The following is a 16,927-nucleotide window of genomic DNA, read 5'->3' as shown; positions in this document are numbered from 1 at the left end:
ACCGTAAGAGCGTCGGCACCAGCAGCGGCCTCACCACCAACCGCCCACTGTCCTGCAACGGCCGGCACCTGCGCGGGCCGTCCTGACCAGCCTGCTCCCTCACGAATCATTACATTCAACTACCAGGCTGCCTCAGACGAAGTCCCGCCGGCGGCCCACCGGGACCGCGAGCAGGTACAGCGGCGGCAGGAGCGCGGCCGTGCACACCGTCCACAGGGCCGCGTGCGTCCCCGCGTACGTGGCGAGCAGGCCGGCGGTGAGGGCGCCGAGCGGCTGGGCGCCCCAAGAGACGAAGCGGACGGTGGCCATGACACGGGAGAGGAGCTCGGGCGGGGACTCGGTCTGGCGGTGGGTGCGGGTGGCGATCGAGCCGATGACGACGCCGAAGGCGAAGCCGGCGTTGCCCAGGGCGAACCAGTACGCATCGGCTGCGGACGTGGTCAGCGGGGCGAGCAGGGCGGCAGCGCCGCCGGCCAGCGTGGTCCCGACGAGCCCCCGGGCGGTGCCGAACCGCCGGGTCAGCCGGACCGCCACGGCGGATCCGGCGAGCGCGCCGATTCCGTCCATGGCGAGCACCAGGCCGAGTTGTACGGGCGTAAGGCCGGCCTCGCGGACCAGGTAGAGGGGTGTCAGGGCAACCAGGGCGGCGCACACGAAGTTGGTGGCGGTGGCCCACAGCATGCAGGGCAGCATCACGGGGTGCCGCGTCACGTACGTCCAGCCCTCGCGTATCAGCCGCAGGGTGCCCTCGCCGGTACGGGCGGCGGGGCGGCGCTCGGGGAGGGTACGCAGCAGCCCGGCGGAGAGCAGGTAGCTGGCCGTGTCCACGAGGAGCGCGCCGACCGGGCCTGCGGCGTGCACGAGGAGGCCGCCCCCGGAGGGTCCTGCGGTCTCGGTGACGGCGTGTGTGCCGGACATCAGGCTGTTGCGGGCGGTGAGCTGCCGGGCGGGGACGATGGCGGGCAGAAAGGTCGAGTTGCCGATGTCGAAGAGTACGGTCGCGGCGCCGGTGACGAGTGCGGCGAGCAACAGGTGCGGGTAGCTGAGCCGGTCGAGCCACCAGGCGAGCGGGAGGGATCCGACGGCAGCGAACCGTACGAGATCGAGGGTGACCTGGAGGCGGCGGAGCGGGACCCGCTGGGCGATCACTCCGGCCGGGAGGCTGAGCAGCAGCCAGGAGATCTGTCCGGCGGCGGCGAGCAGGGTGGCCTGGAGCGCGGTGGCGTCGAGGACCGTAAGGGCGATCAGGGGCAGAGCGAGGGCGGTGACGGCGGTGCCCGCATTACTGACGGTGGCGGCGGCCCAGTAGCGCCAGAAGACGGCCGGGGGCGACGTCTCGTGGTGAGCGCTGCGGCGATCGTGCTCCGGGATCGTCGGTGTCTCGCTCATGCGAGGCTCCACCTCCAGTGAGTCTCTAATGGGAACTTACTTGTTGTGATTGAGTTCCTATCCGGAACTGACTGGATGGCGCAAGATGGTTTCCACGACGGAACGCCGCATTCGCAAGACAGGAGCCGCATGGTCAGGTCGGTGCCCGAGCGGGACGCCGCCTGTGCGATCGCGCAGGCGGCGGCAGTGGTCGGCGACTGGTGGAGCCTGCTCCTGGTGCGGGAGACCGCGCGCGGGCACCACCGGTTCGACGCGCTGCAGGAGGAGCTGGGGATCTCCCGCAAGGTGCTGGCCGAGCGCCTTGCCCACCTGGTGGAGGCGGAGGTCTTGGAGAAGGTGCCGTACCAGAGCGGCCCGGTGCGCTACGAGTACCGGCTGACCGAGCGCGGGCGGGGGCTGCTGCCCGTGCTGCTGTCAATGCAGGACTGGGCGGACCGCTGGCTGCTCGGCGACGGCACGCTGAGCGGCACGGCCGACGAGGAGAGTGCGGAGGCGCGGCGGGTGGCGGGCCTGGAGGGCGAACGCCTGCCGCACCTCGAACTGCCGGGGCACCGGGACGGTGAGCCGCTGGACCCGGTGGCCGAGACTGTGGCCACTGTCCTGTTCTGCTACCCGGCGACCGGTCGCCCCAGCCCATTGCCGGAGGGCTGGGCCGACATCCCGGGCACCATCGGCTGCACGCTGGAAAACCGGCTGTTCCGCGACGTGTACGACGACTTCCGCGCGGCGGGCGCCGAGGTGCGCGGCGTGAGCACACAACGCCCCGACGAACAGCGGATGTTCGCAGTCGAGGAGGGCATCCCCTTCACCCTGCTCTCCGACGTCGACCTGCGCCTCGCCGCCGCTCTGCGGCTACCGGTCTTCCGCGCCGGGCAGGCACTGCGACTGAAACGGGCAGTGCTCGTGGTGGACCGCGAACGCGTCGTGCGCCAGGCGCGCTTCCCCGTCACGGACATCCCGGCGGCCGTGCGCGAGGCACTGGCAGTGGTACGGCAGGTGGCGGCAGGCCGCTGAACGGCGCGGGGACCGCTCCGGACCCACCCCCCGCGACCGTCACAGCGACAGCCGCTCACACCCACCAGCCGCCCCGAGCTGTTCCCTACCGGACACAGCCGGCGACACGCTCCGACCCCCGCAGCCCCTGCACCCTGCGGACAGAGCCATCCTCAACTCCCCGGCCCGATCACCTGAGCGGCGACAAAGCATACTCATCACGCCGAAATCGGCGCTACCTGCGGCGCCGGCAGATCACGCACACCATCCCCGAACGCCGTGACCAGCAGGCCCACCGGCTTCGACCCGGCACGTTATGTCCGCAGGAACGAAATCGAGCGGCTGATCAGCCGGTTGAAGGTCTATCGGGCGGTGGCCATGCCGTTCGACAAGAGAGCGTACGTCTTTCACGGCACCGTGACCGTCGCATCCCTTCACCTCTGGATTCGCGCGTAACCCGCCAGAAGGAACCAAGGCCCCACCCGATGATCAGCGGCTCGATGAGCGTCACCCGCTCAGCCGCGTGTCGTTGTGGAGATGCCGGGACACGATCACCCGGAGGAACTGATCAACATCGTGCTGGAAGGGTGCTGACCAGCCCGATCTACCGAAAGGACAAAATGTCGCCAAACACTCGCAAGCGGATCTGCGCCCGAGTCGCCGCACTGCTCACCGCTCCAGTGCTCGCCCTGGGCCTCCTGGCGCCGTCGGCTTCCGCGGATGGACCGCTCGGCGTGGATACGAGCGGCGAAGGTCTCAATGTCAATTTCGACATCGCCCAAACCGTTTGGACAGTCCCGGTCAGCACTGCGCTCGAGCCCTTGTGTCTGAACGGTGCGGAGACGGTGAAGGACGACGCATTCGTCATTTGCCCGGTGACCGACGAGCCCGTGGACAACAGTTGGGGAATTGGCGGCGTACCAACGGCGAAATGAGACCAGGGCTTCACGAATGGTCCCGTGAGACGAGAGAGCCCCGGCCTGCCCCGGGGCTCTCTCGTTTCGGCCGTGCACGGCGCGCCCGTCGCCCCGACCCGTCGGACACGCCCAAGGCCCTGATGGAGGTGTCCGAGACGCTCGCCGTACGGCTGCCTGGCGGACGCGTCGCGCTGTCCCAGCGGTTGACCACGGCGGCCGCCGTCGGTGACGCCTTGGTGGAGGTCGTGGCGGGGACGACCCGGCGCGCTGTCGTCACCATGGTCCGCCTGTGCTGACAAGCGCCGTGCGGCCAGTGCCGTGGCCTTTTTGTCCGGCTGGTGGCACGCATCCGGGTAGCGCCCGGTCGTTGTTGCCCACTACGCCGCGAGCGCAGTCGCGTCATCTGCGGCGTCCCTCCACAACGACCAGCTCACGTACGGCTGTTGGCGCTTGCCCGAATCGCCCTCAGAAGCTGCGAACGAAACCTCGCCGTCCGCCGCGACGGGCTACGCAACGAGGCTTCGTTCATGAGATTGAGCGCGATAGTTGGCCTGCGACACCTTGTTCGGTGTGCACGCCGCCCCTGATATCAGTCGGCCTGACCTGGGAGGTTAGCCTCAGCGGATGACTCCTACGCCGCCACCGAAGGTCATCACGCGCCACCGCAACGGGCGGATCTATGCCTACGTCGTGGACTCCGGTGCCTGCGGGACGCTGGAGCCCGCCGCGGTTTTCCAGCCGCGGGCCGGCGAGGAGGTCCAGACGTCGGTGGTCCGGCACGATCTGGAGCGGGTCGTGTACACGACGCTGAACGGTGTCATCTGCCTCACGCGCGCAGGCGGCCTGGTGTGGGCTTCGGACTTCGAGCCGCACTCTGACGTACGCCATGGCCACCGGCCTGGCTGTGCGCTGTCTCTGGACGGTCGGACGGTGTGGGTCTACCGGCCGGACGCGATGGCGGGACGCCCCAGCGGAGACCAGTGGGTCGTGCACGACGCCGATAGCGGTGTGATTCTCGCCCGCCGGCAGCTGGGGACGGTCGGGCACGGCGCCGGCCACCACGTGCACCCCACGGACGGCAGCGTCTACCTCGACATCGGTGAGGGCCAGGACGGCTCCGTCATTCTCCGGGGCACGGCCGGGGCGGGTGGAGAACCGGAGTTCGTGACGTACCCGTGGTCGGACCGCTGCCTGATTGACCTGGCGCCGTCCGGGCAGCAGTTCATGACCGTGGACCACGAGCAGGCGGACGTGGCCTTTCACCACCACCCCAGCGGGGACGTGCTCTTCACCCTCCCCGTCGAGGCCTTCGGGTACGACCCGGAGGAGTCCTTCGTGGAATGGAGCGGCGGCTACCTGACCGACAACACGGCCGTCGTCACCCTGGGCGGTGAGGGTCAGGACGAGGAGGAGTGGTTCCACTACCACCTGGTCGACGTACGCACAGGCACGCTCAACGGCGAATTCACCGTCGAGGTGAGCAACCCGTACGAGCTGGCGCCCCTGGGCGACGGTTCCTGGCTCACCGACGGTCCCGGCGGCCATCCCGTCCGTTGGTTCCGCGCTCCGCACCCGTCCGCACCACCGCACGCGGCAGGCTGAAGGGCGGTCAACGCCTTGGGACCGGCAGGTCTTGCCGACCGGCGAACCTTCCTGCACAGGCGGTCATACGACCAGGCGTACGGTTCGCTCAGCACAACGGCGCCGGTGGGAGGTCTGCGCTGCTGGACGTTGACGGCACGCCGGTCTTCGTGAAGCGGGCGTCTTGTAGCTCTTGCCACCGCGGACCCTCCCACGACAGTGCACTCGACGGCAGCCAACACGATCACGTGGAGTCTGGTGGGATGCGGCCGGCCCGCGATCCCCAGAAGTCGATGTCGGGCGCTTACGCAGTGGGCTGAACGGCAGCATCCAGCACGTGCGACTGCGCGCTGACGAGATCCCTCGGGATACTCGCCGCCGCCCCGGAACGGTGAGAAACTGCCTTGTAGATCGCCAGTGTGGACCCGTGGCGGATGACAGCCACACTGATAGGGGACGTCAGCCCGTCCTCACCGGGCTCGACCACCCACTTGAGGCGGAAGGCGACGCCTTCATCGCCCTGCGAGGGAACGGCAGTGGATGCGACGTCGTCGTATGTCACCTTCATGGCGCCCTCGCCCACCTCGTATCCCTTGCAGGACTTCAAGCCCGCACGAAGCTCCTGCATGACCCGGGAGACGTTCGCTGAACGGTACGACACCAGGGTGAGGAGCGCAGGCAGGCCCGTCGTGCCTGCGACGCGTTGCACGCTGCCGACAGGGGTGTAGCCGCTGGCTCCATCCACTGCGGCGCTCACCGGCGCGCACACCGCAGGGGCGGTATCGGTGCGGCGCGCGGCACGGATGACGCCGTCACCCAAACCATCCGTTCCCGCTCCGATCTCGTCCACCTGGACACCGGGAAGATCATGCGCGTCCACTACGGCATCCTCAAGCTGCTGCTGAGACAGCACGCGCGCCTCGTGCTGCGCGCCCCGGCTCACGGTCGCCTTCGGGGCGCCTCTGTCATCCTCGCTGCCGCAAGCCGTCAAGCCGATGGCTATCAAAGCCACGGCCCAGCGTCTTCGCCCGATGGCCCTACTCATGATCCCTCCCCTTGCTCATACGATGACGAGGCACAATACGCCAGGTCAGGGACGGTGCTCACAAGCCGCCTCTACGACCGGCGGCCGCGCCTCCGTCCGGGCCCGTTCTCGCGATGAACGAGCCGAGCGCCAAGGGCACGCTGTCGAGGCGGACGGGCCAGTCGGCGGACTCCGGCCACCGCGCGGAGGGCACCGCCAACACGCCGGCCACGCTCAAGTCGAGGCCCGCTTCGGACCGCTGAGGCAGTTCACCAACACCACCTCCACCACCCTCACCACCGTGCAGACCAGCCCTGCATACCTACCTGCGGCGGCGCGAGGCCCTTACCGGCCGCGGCGCGCCAAGCGCAGGACAAACAACACGTCATCAGCTGTCATCACCCGAGGTCCGCTGCGGTCGTCAGTCAGCGGGCCTGCTCAGCCCTTGCCCGGGTCCGAGCAAGATCGATGGCCACCCTGTTCTTCTCCTACCGGCGGTCGTCACAGCATGACGTGCTTGACCTGGGTGTAGTCGAGCAGGCCGGTGAGGGAGAGGTCGCTGCCGTAGCCGGAGTGGCCCACACCGCCGTGCGGCATCTCCGACACCGTCGTGCCATGGGTGTTGACCCAGACGATGCCGGTCCGCAGGGCCCGTGACGCGCGCATGGCCCGGTCGTGGTCGCGCGTCCACACGCTCGCGGCGAGCCCCTGAGGGACGCCGTTGGCCAGCCGTACGGCCTCGGCCTCGTCGGTGAAGGGCTGGACGGTGACGACCGGACCGAACACCTCGCGCTGCACGATCTCGTCCTCCTGCCGCACTCCGGCGACCACCGTGGCCTGGTGGAAGTAGCCGGGCCGGTCCAGAGCCGTGCCGCCCGCGACGATCTCGGCGTGCCCCGGTAGACGCTCCAGCAGACCGCGTACGGAGGCGAGCTGAGCGGCGTTGGCCAGCGGGCCGAAGTCCGTGCGCTCGTCGTCCGGGGCCCCGGGCCGCCGGCGCGCCGCCCGTTCGGTGAAGCGGGCCAGGAAGGGGTCGTGGACCCGCTGGTCGACCAGGATCCTGGTCGCGGCCGTGCAGTCCTGGCCGGCGTTGTAGAACGACAGCGACGACAACTGCTCGACCGTGTCGTCCAGATCGGCGTCCGCGTGGATCAACACGGGTGCGTTGCCGCCGAGTTCCAGGTGCAGCCGCTTGAGGTCGGCGGCCGCCGCCACGGCGATCTCCTGGCCCGCGCGGACACTTCCGGTGACGGCCACCAGCCGGACGTCCGGGTGGGCGACCAGGGCACGCCCGGTGTCGCGGTCGCCGCACACCACGTTGAGCACGCCCGGCGGCAGGTGCTCGGCGGCCAGCCGGGCCAGGAGCACGGCCGAGGACGGCGTGGTGTCGGACGGTTTCAGGACGACCGTGTTGCCGGCCGCGAGCGCGGGGGCGATCTTCCAGACGGCCATCATCAGCGGGTAGTTCCACGGCGTGATCTGCGCGCAGACGCCGACGGGCTCGCGCCGCAGCACCGAGGTGCGGCCCGGCGTGTACTCGGCGGCCGCCGCGCCCGGCAGATTGCGGGCGGCCCCGGCAAAGTACCGCAACACGTCCACGATCGCGGGCAGTTCGTCACTGAGGAACAGGGCGCGCGGCTTGCCCGTGTCGGCGACCTCGGCGTCCGCGAGGGGGCCGGCCGCCCGCTCCAGGGCGTCGGCGATTCTCAGAAGTGCTGTCTGCCGCTGCCCCGGAGTCGTCGACGACCAGCTCTCGAAGGCAACTTCGGCGGCCCGACAGGCCGCGTCCACGTCCTCGGGGCCGGACAGCGGGGCGGTTCCGTGGGAGTGCCCGGTGGCCGGGTCGATCAGCGCCAGGGTGGCGCCGGACGAGGCCGGCACCTCCTTGCCGCCGATGTGGTTGGGACGGTCGGTGTCAGCCACGGCGCAGTGCCTCCTCGGCGGCGGCGCGGCCGGTGCGGACGGCGCCCTCCATGTATCCGGCGACCCACTGGTCGGAGCCGCAGACGTAGAACGGCGGTTCGTGTGTGCCGTGCAGCGGGCCGACGGCCATCACCTCGCCCGGCGGCCACTGGGTGACGTAGCCCTGGGTCCACGGGTCGGTGCCCCACAGCCGCAGATGGCAGGAGCTCGGCCGCAGGGCCTCGTCGCCGAACATGGCGGCCATCTCGGCGAGCAGTTCGGGCGTGCGCAGGTGGGGCGGGGTGCCGAGCAGGACGCCGTACCGCTCGGGCGGGATCAGCGCCGACAGGACGCCCTCGTTCTGCGGCCAGGTGCTGCCTAGCACGCCCTCCGCCTCGGACAGGCCGTTCAGCCCGGCGTCCCGCCAGAAGGGACGGTCGTAGACGGCGGCGAACTTCGCGGCCGTGGCGTGGCGTTGCCGGTGCAGCGAGGCGAGCCGCGCGTCACTGACCCCGCTGACGGCGACGTCCCGCAGCGGGCCGACGGGCAGGGCGCTCACCACGGCACCGGCGGTGAGGACCTCGCCGGAGACCAGGCGCACGGTGCAGCGCCCCGGGCGGATGTCCAGCGCGGCGGCGGGCGAGCCGAGCCGGATGTGCGGGCCCAGTACGCGGCCCAGGACCTCGGCGAGCGTCGCCGAGCCCTCCGCGAGCCGTAGTCCCTCCCAGTCGTCGTAGTCGTAGTCGCCCGTGCCCGAACCGGGGACCGCCGCGCTCTTGCGCAGTGCGGCCAGCAGGGAGATCCGCTCGTAGGAGCCCCCGGCCAGGGCGAGTTGGCCGATGTCCCACAGCCGCACCACCGCGGGGCCGGCCTCGCGGGAGCGCAGCCAGTCGGCCACGGAGAGCCGGTCCAGGGCGGCCGCGTCCGGATGCGACCAGGGGTCGTCCGGGTCGACGGTGGCGGCGAGGGCGGAGAACTCCTTGCTCAGCCGCGTGTGCAGGGCCGCGTCACCGGGGCCGAACCAGTGCGGCGGTTCACCGGCCGAGCGCCCTTCCGGGGTGGCGCGGGTCATGCGGCCCGGCTCCTGGACATAGCTGGGAACCAGCTTCAGGCCCAGTTCCCCGGCCAGCCGGAGATAGGCGGTGTGCCGGTGGCCGACGACCTCACCGCCCAGCTGGACGGTGCGGCCGTCGGGTGTGCGGGTCTGCTCGACCCGGCCGCCGACGCGGTCCCGGGCCTCCAGGACGAGCACGTCGGTGCCGGCGGAGCCCAGGTCCCGGGCGGCGGCGAGACCGGCGAGACCGGCGCCGAGCACGATCACGTCGTGATGCATGGGGTTCGCTCTCTTGTGTCAGGGGCGCTCAGGCCAGGACCAGGCAGTGCTCGGGCCGCCATCCGAACTCCACCGTCTCGCCGCCGCTCCAGCGGTCCTCCATCCGGGCGCGGGCGGTGTTCTGCTCCAGCACCGACAGCGTCACGCCCGGGGCGAGCTCGATCAGATAGGTCGTGGTCGGGCCGCTGTAGACGGTCTCGCGGACCACGCCGCTCAGCATCGCCATGCCCGGTTCGAAGTCCGACAGCCAGATCTTCTCGGGGCGCACCGACACACTGACGGCGGTGCCGTCCGCGATGCCGGAGCGGGCGCCGACAGTCAGCGCGGGCCCCTTCTCCAGGGTCACCTCGCCGTCCCGGTAGGTGCCGGTCATCAGGTTGGAGGTGCCCATGAAGGAGGCCGCGAAGCCGGTGGCGGGGTGTTCGTAGATGTCCTCGGGGGTGCCGCACTGCTCGATGTGCCCCTGGTTCATCACCGCGATGCGGTCGGACATGGTCAGCGCCTCGTCCTGGTCGTGGGTGACGAAGACGAAGGTGATGCCGACCTCGCGCTGGATCTGCTTCAGCTCCACCTGCATCTGCCGGCGCAGCTTCAGGTCGAGGGCGGCCAGCGGCTCGTCCAGCAGCAGCACGGCCGGACGGTTGACGAGCGCGCGGGCCAGCGCCACGCGCTGACGCTGACCGCCGGAGAGCGTGCGGGGCCGGCGGTCTGCGAGACCGGCGAGCTGCACCAAATCCAGCATCTCGCCGACCCGCTGGCGTATCTCGTTCCTGGGGACGCCCTTGCGCTTGAGGCCGAAGCCGACGTTGTCGGCGACGCTCAGATGGTCGAAGAGGGCGTAGCTCTGGAAGACGGTGTTCACGTTGCGCTTGTCGGGCGGCAGCGCGGTGACGTCCTCACCGGCCAGCAGCACCGCACCCTCGCTGGGGTCGCTGAAGCCGCCGATCATGCGGAGCGTGGTGGTCTTGCCGCAGCCCGAGGGGCCCAGCAGGGAGAAGAAGTGGCCGGCCTCGATGTCGAGGTCCAGGCGGTGGACGGCGTAGGAGTCCGCGTACTGCTTGGAGACACCGTCGAGCCGGACGGCGGGGGTCGCGTCCATGGGGATCACTCTCCGGAGAGGATGTCGAGGCCGCCGCGGCGGCCGAAGAGGCGCGGGATGAACAGGGCCAGGGCGATCAGGGCGATGGAGCCGGCGAGCACGAGCGTGCCGACCGCGTTGATGGTGGGCTGCACGCCGAAGCGGATCGCCGAGTAGATCCGCACCGACAGGGGCTGGGGGTCGACGCCGGTCGTGAAGTAGGCGAGCACGAAGTCGTCGAAGACCAGGGCGAAGATCAGTACGGCGCTCGCCAACACGGCGGGCAGCAGCGCGGGCAGGGTCACCAGCCGGACCGCCTGCCAGCGGGTGGCGCCGAGATCCATGGCGGCCTCCTCCACCTCCGGGTTCAGCGCGGCGACCCGGGAGCGGAGGATGACGGTGACGTACGAGATCGAGAAGGTGATCTCGGCGAGCATCACCGTGCCGGTGGACAGCGGTACGCCCAGGCCCTTGAACAGCAGCATCGAGGCGACGCCGGTGACGATCTCCGGCGTGATCAGCGGAACCAGCATGACCAGTGCGGCCAGTGAGCCCAGCCGGGTGCGGCAGCGGACCAGACCGAGAGCGAGCGCCACCCCGAGGAGCACCGAACCGGCCATCGCCACCAGGGAGATGCGCAGGCTGGTCCCCAGGGAGGCGATCAGGACGTCGTCGTGCACGAAGGCGCGGTACCAGCGCAGGCTGAACCCGTCGAACACGGTCAGGGACTTTTGGGAGTTGAAGGAGAACAGCGCCACGACGGCGATGGGCAGGTAGAGCAGCGCGAAGAACAGCGCGGTGACGGCGATCAGGAGGCGGGGCCGGCGCCGGGCACGGGAGCGCCGGGTGCGTGTGCGGCCTGCGGGTGCGGCCGGTGCGGTCGTAGAGGGCATCCGGAGCAGGGTCATCGCAGGGCCTCCGCCTCGTCCTTGCGGGTGCGCCGCAGATAGCCGAGCATCCCGATCAGCAGGACCAGCATCAGCAGCATGGTGAGCGCCGAGCCGAGCGGCCAGTTCTGGCCCTGGAAGAACTTGTCCTGGATGAGGTTGCCGATCATGATCTGGTCCGGGCCTCCCATGAGCTGTGCGCTGACGAAGTCGCCCATGGCGGGCAGGAAGACCAGGACGAGCCCGGCTGCCGCGCCCTGCCGGGTGGCGGGCAGGGTGACGAAGAAGAACGTGCGGACCGGGCCGCCGTACAGGTCGCGGCCGGCCTCGATGAGGGAGACGTCGAGGCGTTCCAGCGCCGCGTACAACGGGATGATCATGAAGACGACGAACCCGTAGACGAGTCCGGCGACCACGCCGAAGCCGGTGTTGAGGATCTTTGTGCCCGCGTCGGCCAGGCCCACCGCGCGCAGGGCGCGCAGCACCGGCCCGTCGTCGGAGAGGACCACCGACCAGCCGTACATCCGCACCAGGTAGTTGGCGAAGAACGGCACCACGATCGCGGCGATCAGCGCGTGCTTGTACCGGCCGCCGTACAGGGCGATCGTGTACGCCACCGGATAGGCGATCAGGAGACAGATCACGCAGGTCAGCAGGGCGTAGCCCAGGGAGCGGGCCAGGACTTCGGTGTAGGCGGGGTCGGCGAGGGCGCGCACGGCGGCCAGGTCGAAGCCGAAGCGGGGGTTGCCGAGTTCGTCGGTGGTGCCGACCGCGAGGACGGCGACGAGGGCCAGCGAGGCGATCAGGAAGCCGGTCATCCACAGGGTCCCGGGCAGCATGAGCCAGGTCCAGATGCGGGTGCCGTTCGCGTCCCGGCGGCGGGAGCGTGAGGAGGGGCGCAGCAGTGCCATGGCTCAGCCCGCCTTCACGTGGGTCCAGGCGGTGTCGCGGGCGTCCTCCGCCGCGCGGTCGCCGTTGCGGAAGAACAGGTCGGCTTTCAGGTCGTCCTGGGTGACGAGGCACTCGGGGAACGGCTCGACCAGGTCGGCGTAGACCTTCTCGGAGCCCGCCACCGGCATCGGGTAGCCGATGTACTCGATGTTCTTCTTCACGTTTTCCGGCCGCAGCATGTAGTCGATGAACAGCATCGCGGTGCCGGGGTGGGGCGCGTTCCAGGGAATGGCGTAACAGTCGGAGTTGACCGGCGTGCCCTCCTTGGGAGCGTGGAAGCCGAACACGGACGGGTCCTTGGCCTGGTAGAGCATGGCGGCCATGTCACCGCTCCATGCCTGCTGGATCAGCGCGTTGCCGTTGAGGAGGTTGTTGTAGCTGTTGCTGGAGAAGCCGCGCAGGCGGGGGCGCAAGGTGCCCAGCAGGGAGGTGATGCGGTCGAGGTCGCCGGTGTCACCGGTGCTGACGTCGAGGCCGAGCGCGAGGGCGCCCATGCCGAGGACCTCGTCGCGGTCGTCCAGCAGGAAGACCTTGCCCCTGGCCTTCTCGTTCCACAAGTCCCGCCAGGAATCGGTGAGTTCACCGATCCGGTCGCGGCGCCATCCGATGCCGGTCTTGTACGCGGTGAAGGGGACGGTGTGCGCGGAGCCGGGGTCGTACCAGGGATCGGCGAAGTAGTCGTAGGTGCCGAACACCGCCTGCGAGTTGGCGAGTTGGGCGTGGTCGATACGGCGTAGCCGGCCCCCGCGGGCCAGGCGCTGGGCCCACTTGGCCGTGGGGAAGATGATGTCGTAGCGGTTGCCGGCGTTGAGCTTGGCGACCATGCCTTCCATCGAGTCGAAGTTCGACTGGATGACCTTGACGCCGTACTCCTTCTCGAAGCCCTTGAACACGGCCGGGTCGACGAAGTCGGCCCAGTTGAAGTAGACGAGATCGCCATCGACGCGCGCCTCGACCGGGGCGAGCTGGTCGGCGTCGGGTTTCTTGGCGGGCATGAATCCGCAGCCGCCGGCCGCTGCGCCCAGCAGGCCGCAGGCGCCCGCCCGCAGCACGGCGCGTCGGGACGGCGGTGGTACCTCGGGGGACATGGAACGTCCTCTCCGTCGAGGAACGGCACAAGTCCAGGGCTGGACCGGCTGGTCGGTTCGCTTCAGGCCCTGATTCCGAAGGGAAGACCGGTCTGGGGAGGGTGCGTACGCGGCTCAGAGAGCGCGGGATAAGGCCGTGGCCGACGGCAGGCGCACGGCGGAGCGCACGGTCGAGGTGTGCGAGGGCGTCACCGCGTGTTCCCGTCCAGGTCGGCCCTGACCCGGCGGGCGAACCAGCCGACGGCGGCCTCGCGCTGCGACAGCGGCCCGGGCTCGAACCCCGGCATGCGCATCCCGGCCTGCACGCGCTCCACCAGCTCGGCGTCCTCGTCGTTGGTGACCCAGCCGATGTGGATGTTCAGCCGCCTGGCCAGCCGGGTACGGACGTCCTCGCCGAGCTTGGTGTAGAAGGCACCGGGGATCGCCGCCCGGTCCTGGGCGGTGGGCAGGGCGGTCCATGCGAGCACGTGGTCAGGGTAGAAGTCGATGAGCGTGTTCGGGTAGATCACGGCGTACCGCCATACCCGCCGGTCGTCCTCGGTCAGGCCCGGCATCGGGGTTGCGAGGCGCTGGTAGAGCCGCTCGGTCCAGTTCGAGGAGGGCTTGTCCCGCAGGGGCGACTCGAACAGGACGTAGTTCTCCTGCATGTCCACGCTGTACGCCGCGTAGTCGAGCAGACGCATCAGCGAGGGGTGGGCCACGGGGACGTGGTAGCCCTCCAGATAGTTGTCGACGATCACCTTCCAGTTGGCGTTCTGCTCCTCGCCGCCCTCCAGGTCGTGGATACGGTGCTTGCCGACCGGCACGAGACCGGGCCCGGCGTAGCGTCCGACGGCCTCGGCGAGCCCGGCGCAGGTCTCGGCGAGCGGAGTCGCCTCCAGGTCGAGGTTGACGAAGACGAAGCCGAGGAAGGACTCCACGTTGACCGGGTGCAGTCCGAGATTGGGCTTGTCCAGGCAGGGGATGCGGCGGGCCTCGGGGGCGCCGACCAGGGTTCCGTCCAGTTTGTAGGTCCAGCCGTGGTACGGGCAGCGGATCGCCTTGCCCGAGGGCTCCGGGTCGGTGACCAGACGGGTTCCGCGGTGCCGGCACACGTTGAGGTGGGCGGCGAGGCCGCCGTCTTCGGTGCGGACGACCAGCACCTCCCGGCCGGCGGCGGTGGCGGCCAGCCGGGCGCCGGGGCCGGGGAGGTCGGATTCGTGGCAGACGAGCTGCCAGGACTTGGCGAAGATGCGGTCCGTCTCGGCCTTCGCGATGGCCGGATCGGTGTAATAGCGGGCCGCCAGAGCCTGACCGGGGTGCTCGGGGGGCGGTACCGGCGGAGTGGGGGAAGCGTCGACGTCGGCTGCCCGGGTCGTCGAGGGGTGCATGGGGTCCTCCTCCGCGCCGCGTGGGCGGCGATGGGCGGTGAGGGCGTGGCCGGGAGGGAGGCAGGTGCGGTTTCCGGACCTGCCGCGATCCGGCTGACTGATTGGTTAGTCAGAGTGGGACCGTCGACGGGGCAAGTCAAGACTTGTGGGCTGACTAATTAGTTAGTTAGTGTCGTGGCAGGCGGACGGCCCAGGGCTCGCAGACGGATACCCAGGAGCCCTCCGCAAGCCCGCGGACCCCGGTCCGCGCCACAGCGGGTGCCCGGTCCGGGCACCCCGCACGGCTCCCGCACCCGTCTCACGGCGCCGGAGCATCCCTCTTCCCCGTCATCGCCGCGCCGCCCCCGTTCCCGGACCCCCGGAAACGGAGCGATCCCGGAGGCACGCATGAGCGCTCGCCGAAGTCTCGTCTGGCTCGGCCTCACCCCCGAGCCCGAACAGGAGCTGCCCCAAGCGGTGGCCGCCCTGCGCTCCCCGACGGACGACCGCCCGCCCTCGGCCCTCGTCGCCGCGGAGCGCCACCGCGTCGAGCGCCTGGTGCTGCGCGGCACCCAGCGCGGCTGGCTGCGCTACCTGCACGAGGTCACCGAGCTGGTCGTCGAAGCGGCCCGGTCGCCGGTCGCGGACCCGGGCGCGGCGCTGCTGGCCGGCGAAGTCGTCCTCGACCACCACCGCATGCTGATCGGCCTGCCCGGAGCGGGCTACGACCGCACCGCCGCCCAGCGGCGGCAGCTGGAGCGGGCGCTGGCCCGCCTGAGGTCACGCCCCGCGCTCGCACCCACCGGCCGCACCGAGCCCAGGAGCACCGTATGACCCGCGTGTACTCCCTCCTTCCCGAAGGACGCTCCGGCCTCCTCTCCCCCGCGCCGGCCAACGGTGAGGGCATCGCCGGCTACCTCGCCGCGGGCGGCTATGCGCCCCTGGTCGCGCCCGGCCGGCTGCTCGACCGGATTGCGGCGGCGGGACTGCGCGGCCGGGGCGGTGCCGGATTCCCGGCCGCCGTCAAACTCCGGGCCGTCCGTGACGCACCGGGCCCCCGGGTCGTCGTCGCCAACGGCGAGGAGGGCGAGCCGGGATCCGTGAAGGACCGCTGGCTGCTGCGCCACCGCCCGCACACCGTCCTGGACGGGCTGCGGCTGGCAGCGGCCATGACCGGCGCGGAGCGCGGCCACGTGTACCTCTCCGACCGCACGGCCGAGCGGGCCGTGCGCCGGGCGCTCACCGAAGTCACCCTCGACCTGCGCATCGACGTCGTCCGCACCGAGCGCACCTACGTCGCGGGCGAGGAGAGCGCCGTCGTACGGCGCCTCGACGGCGGCCCCGCGCTGCCGACGGCCAAACCTCCGCGGCCGTTCGAGAGCGGTGTCGGCGGCGCGCCCACCCTCGTCGCCAACGTGGAGACGCTGGCCCGCGTCGCGCGGATGAACACGCACCCCGACGAGGCGGACGCCGTCGCCGCGGCCCACCTGGTGACCCTCGCCGGTGGCGGCGGTGACACCGCGCTCGTGGAGGTGATGGCCGGCACGCATCTGAAGGTCCTCGCCGACCTGTGCGGGCACGGCAGGTCCGAAGCGGTCCTGCTGGGCGGGATGTTCGGCGGCCTGTACGGCGAGGGCTGGAGGGACCTGCCGCTCGACCACGACGGCCTGCGCACGGCCGGCGCGGCCCTCGGCTGCGGAGCACTGTATTTCCTCGACCCCGAGGACTGCCCCCTCGCCATCGCCGTTCAGGCCGCCTGCTACCTGGGGGCCCAGAGCGCCCGGCAGTGCGGTGTGTGCGTCTCGGGGACCGGGGCGATGGCCAAGGCCCTCTCGGCGCTCGCCCGCGGGGAGGGCAGCCACGACACGCTCACCCAGCTGCACCGCTGGTCGCGCCAACTGCCCGGCCGCGGAGCCTGCGCACTGCTCGACGCCGCCGCCCGCGTCGTCGCCACCCTCCTCGACCGCTTCCCCGACGCGCTCGACGCCCACCGAAGCCCCGGCTGCCCCGCCTGCGCGGGCCCGGCACCCGAGGACGGGCGCCGCTTCACCGTCCCGGTGCCCTGAGCCGCACCCCGTCCCCTCTCCCCCGCGCTCCCGCCTGCCGCGCCGAATCGACCCGGGTGCCCTGAAACCCGAGCCTTTCGCGCACCCCGTACCGCCGCGCCGAACGGACCCGGGTGTCCCCGGAACCGCATCCGAGCCGTGCGCGCACCAGCACCGCCGCGCCGAAAGGACCCGCCATGAAACTGCTGCTGGACTCCACCCGCTGCCAGGGCTACGGCCTCTGCCAGGAACCCGCGCCCGAACAGATCGACCTCGACGAGTGGGGCTACGCGTCGGTGCGCGCCACCGAGGTGCCGCCCGGCGGCGAGGCAGACGCCGAAGCCGCCGTCGCCGCCTGCCCCAACTCCGCGCTGCGGCTGGTGAAGTGAC

17 protein-coding genes and 1 pseudogene are annotated in these 16,927 nt (G+C 71.0%); 9 read left to right on the top strand and 9 right to left on the bottom strand.

The window, feature by feature from the left end; translation table 11 throughout:
- Window positions 1-132: 132 nt before the first annotated feature.
- Window positions 133-1,389, bottom strand: coding sequence for an MFS transporter (locus tag OHT76_RS42570; RefSeq protein ID WP_328876231.1), 1,257 nt, complete (start codon window positions 1,387-1,389; stop codon window positions 133-135).
- A 129-nt stretch (window positions 1,390-1,518) separates the two neighbouring features.
- Here OHT76_RS42570 and OHT76_RS42565 point away from each other — a divergent pair, with 129 nt between their 5' ends.
- From OHT76_RS42565 to OHT76_RS42545, 5 genes and pseudogenes are all read left to right on the top strand, one after another.
- On the top strand, window positions 1,519-2,403 hold the full coding sequence (locus OHT76_RS42565) for a winged helix-turn-helix transcriptional regulator (protein ID WP_328876230.1): 885 nt from the start codon (window positions 1,519-1,521) through the stop codon (window positions 2,401-2,403).
- Between the two features lie 161 nt (window positions 2,404-2,564).
- A pseudogene (locus OHT76_RS42560) lies at window positions 2,565-2,838 on the top strand (transposase); the annotation flags it as partial.
- 131 nt (window positions 2,839-2,969) lie between these two features.
- The gene (locus OHT76_RS42555) at window positions 2,970-3,317 is read left to right on the top strand and encodes a hypothetical protein (protein ID WP_328876229.1); all 348 of its coding nucleotides are present in this window, start codon (window positions 2,970-2,972) and stop codon (window positions 3,315-3,317) included.
- 128 nt (window positions 3,318-3,445) lie between these two features.
- A complete protein-coding gene (locus OHT76_RS42550; RefSeq protein WP_328876228.1) occupies window positions 3,446-3,595 on the top strand; it encodes a hypothetical protein in 150 nt (49 codons plus the stop codon).
- Window positions 3,596-3,923: 328 nt separating this feature from the next.
- Window positions 3,924-4,901: a hypothetical protein gene (locus tag OHT76_RS42545; protein WP_328876227.1), complete on the top strand. Its 978-nt coding sequence runs from the start codon at window positions 3,924-3,926 to the stop codon at window positions 4,899-4,901.
- 283 nt (window positions 4,902-5,184) lie between these two features.
- On the opposite strand, the gene OHT76_RS42540 is transcribed toward OHT76_RS42545, so the two are convergent.
- A complete protein-coding gene (locus OHT76_RS42540) occupies window positions 5,185-5,925 on the bottom strand; it encodes a hypothetical protein (protein ID WP_328876226.1) in 741 nt (246 codons plus the stop codon).
- 113 nt (window positions 5,926-6,038) lie between these two features.
- Here OHT76_RS42540 and OHT76_RS42535 point away from each other — a divergent pair, with 113 nt between their 5' ends.
- Window positions 6,039-6,167, top strand: coding sequence for a hypothetical protein (locus OHT76_RS42535; RefSeq protein ID WP_328876225.1), 129 nt, complete (start codon window positions 6,039-6,041; stop codon window positions 6,165-6,167).
- Between the two features lie 238 nt (window positions 6,168-6,405).
- Here the strand turns inward: OHT76_RS42535 and OHT76_RS42530 are convergent, their stop codons facing one another.
- From OHT76_RS42530 to OHT76_RS42500, 7 genes are all read right to left on the bottom strand, one after another.
- Window positions 6,406-7,827 carry an aminobutyraldehyde dehydrogenase gene (locus tag OHT76_RS42530; RefSeq protein WP_328876224.1) on the bottom strand — a complete coding sequence of 474 codons (1,422 nt, stop codon included), beginning with the start codon at window positions 7,825-7,827 and terminating at the stop codon, window positions 6,406-6,408.
- Window positions 7,820-9,139 (bottom strand): flavin monoamine oxidase family protein, encoded by a 1,320-nt coding sequence (locus OHT76_RS42525; RefSeq protein ID WP_328876223.1) that lies wholly within the window; start codon window positions 9,137-9,139, stop codon window positions 7,820-7,822. Before OHT76_RS42525 ends, OHT76_RS42530 begins: the two co-directional genes overlap by 8 nt.
- A gap of 28 nt (window positions 9,140-9,167) precedes the next feature.
- Window positions 9,168-10,238 (bottom strand): ABC transporter ATP-binding protein, encoded by a 1,071-nt coding sequence (locus tag OHT76_RS42520; protein WP_328876222.1) that lies wholly within the window; start codon window positions 10,236-10,238, stop codon window positions 9,168-9,170.
- A gap of 5 nt (window positions 10,239-10,243) precedes the next feature.
- Window positions 10,244-11,125, bottom strand: a complete 882-nt coding sequence (locus tag OHT76_RS42515) for an ABC transporter permease (RefSeq protein WP_328876221.1) — start codon at window positions 11,123-11,125, stop codon at window positions 10,244-10,246.
- Entirely contained in the window at window positions 11,122-12,015 is an 894-nt protein-coding gene (locus tag OHT76_RS42510; RefSeq protein WP_328876220.1) for an ABC transporter permease, read from the bottom strand. Before OHT76_RS42510 ends, OHT76_RS42515 begins: the two co-directional genes overlap by 4 nt.
- Window positions 12,016-12,018: 3 nt before the next feature.
- A complete protein-coding gene (locus tag OHT76_RS42505) occupies window positions 12,019-13,143 on the bottom strand; it encodes a polyamine ABC transporter substrate-binding protein (protein ID WP_328876219.1) in 1,125 nt (374 codons plus the stop codon).
- A 188-nt stretch (window positions 13,144-13,331) separates the two neighbouring features.
- Window positions 13,332-14,513, bottom strand: coding sequence for an aromatic ring-hydroxylating oxygenase subunit alpha (locus tag OHT76_RS42500; RefSeq protein WP_328876218.1), 1,182 nt, complete (start codon window positions 14,511-14,513; stop codon window positions 13,332-13,334).
- A gap of 387 nt (window positions 14,514-14,900) precedes the next feature.
- Between OHT76_RS42500 and OHT76_RS42495 the strand changes: the two genes are divergently transcribed.
- The 3 genes from OHT76_RS42495 to OHT76_RS42485 all read left to right on the top strand — a co-directional run bounded on the left by OHT76_RS42495 (window position 14,901) and on the right by OHT76_RS42485 (window position 16,926).
- Entirely contained in the window at window positions 14,901-15,326 is a 426-nt protein-coding gene (locus tag OHT76_RS42495) for a hypothetical protein (protein ID WP_328876217.1), read from the top strand.
- On the top strand, window positions 15,323-16,558 hold the full coding sequence (locus OHT76_RS42490) for an NADH-ubiquinone oxidoreductase-F iron-sulfur binding region domain-containing protein (RefSeq protein WP_328876216.1): 1,236 nt from the start codon (window positions 15,323-15,325) through the stop codon (window positions 16,556-16,558). The genes OHT76_RS42495 and OHT76_RS42490 overlap by 4 nt, the downstream gene beginning before the upstream one ends.
- A gap of 176 nt (window positions 16,559-16,734) precedes the next feature.
- Window positions 16,735-16,926 (top strand): ferredoxin, encoded by a 192-nt coding sequence (locus OHT76_RS42485; RefSeq protein WP_328876215.1) that lies wholly within the window; start codon window positions 16,735-16,737, stop codon window positions 16,924-16,926.
- Window position 16,927: the final 1 nt, after the last annotated feature.

The organism is Streptomyces sp. NBC_00287 (assembly GCF_036173105.1).
Classification (GTDB): Bacteria; Actinomycetota; Actinomycetes; order Streptomycetales; family Streptomycetaceae; genus Streptomyces.
The sequence above is the reverse complement of the archived record's forward strand: the minus strand, read 5'-3'. Positions and strand labels throughout refer to the sequence as shown.

Excerpts from the sequence above, each read along its gene's own strand:
- OHT76_RS42510 (WP_328876220.1), bottom strand. The coding sequence starts at position 12,015 with ATGGCACTGCTGCGCCCCTCCTCACGCTCCCGCCGCCGGGACGCGAAC.
- OHT76_RS42535 (WP_328876225.1), top strand. The coding sequence starts at position 6,039 with ATGAACGAGCCGAGCGCCAAGGGCACGCTGTCGAGGCGGACGGGCCAG.
- OHT76_RS42520 (WP_328876222.1), bottom strand. The coding sequence starts at position 10,238 with ATGGACGCGACCCCCGCCGTCCGGCTCGACGGTGTCTCCAAGCAGTAC.
- OHT76_RS42565 (WP_328876230.1), top strand. The coding sequence starts at position 1,519 with ATGGTCAGGTCGGTGCCCGAGCGGGACGCCGCCTGTGCGATCGCGCAG.
- OHT76_RS42540 (WP_328876226.1), bottom strand. The coding sequence starts at position 5,925 with ATGAGTAGGGCCATCGGGCGAAGACGCTGGGCCGTGGCTTTGATAGCC.
- OHT76_RS42495 (WP_328876217.1), top strand. The coding sequence starts at position 14,901 with ATGAGCGCTCGCCGAAGTCTCGTCTGGCTCGGCCTCACCCCCGAGCCC.
- OHT76_RS42515 (WP_328876221.1), bottom strand. The coding sequence starts at position 11,125 with ATGACCCTGCTCCGGATGCCCTCTACGACCGCACCGGCCGCACCCGCA.
- OHT76_RS42570 (WP_328876231.1), bottom strand. The coding sequence starts at position 1,389 with ATGAGCGAGACACCGACGATCCCGGAGCACGATCGCCGCAGCGCTCAC.
- OHT76_RS42490 (WP_328876216.1), top strand. The coding sequence starts at position 15,323 with ATGACCCGCGTGTACTCCCTCCTTCCCGAAGGACGCTCCGGCCTCCTC.
- OHT76_RS42505 (WP_328876219.1), bottom strand. The coding sequence starts at position 13,143 with ATGTCCCCCGAGGTACCACCGCCGTCCCGACGCGCCGTGCTGCGGGCG.
- OHT76_RS42500 (WP_328876218.1), bottom strand. The coding sequence starts at position 14,513 with ATGCACCCCTCGACGACCCGGGCAGCCGACGTCGACGCTTCCCCCACT.
- OHT76_RS42485 (WP_328876215.1), top strand. The coding sequence starts at position 16,735 with ATGAAACTGCTGCTGGACTCCACCCGCTGCCAGGGCTACGGCCTCTGC.
- OHT76_RS42525 (WP_328876223.1), bottom strand. The coding sequence starts at position 9,139 with ATGCATCACGACGTGATCGTGCTCGGCGCCGGTCTCGCCGGTCTCGCC.
- OHT76_RS42545 (WP_328876227.1), top strand. The coding sequence starts at position 3,924 with ATGACTCCTACGCCGCCACCGAAGGTCATCACGCGCCACCGCAACGGG.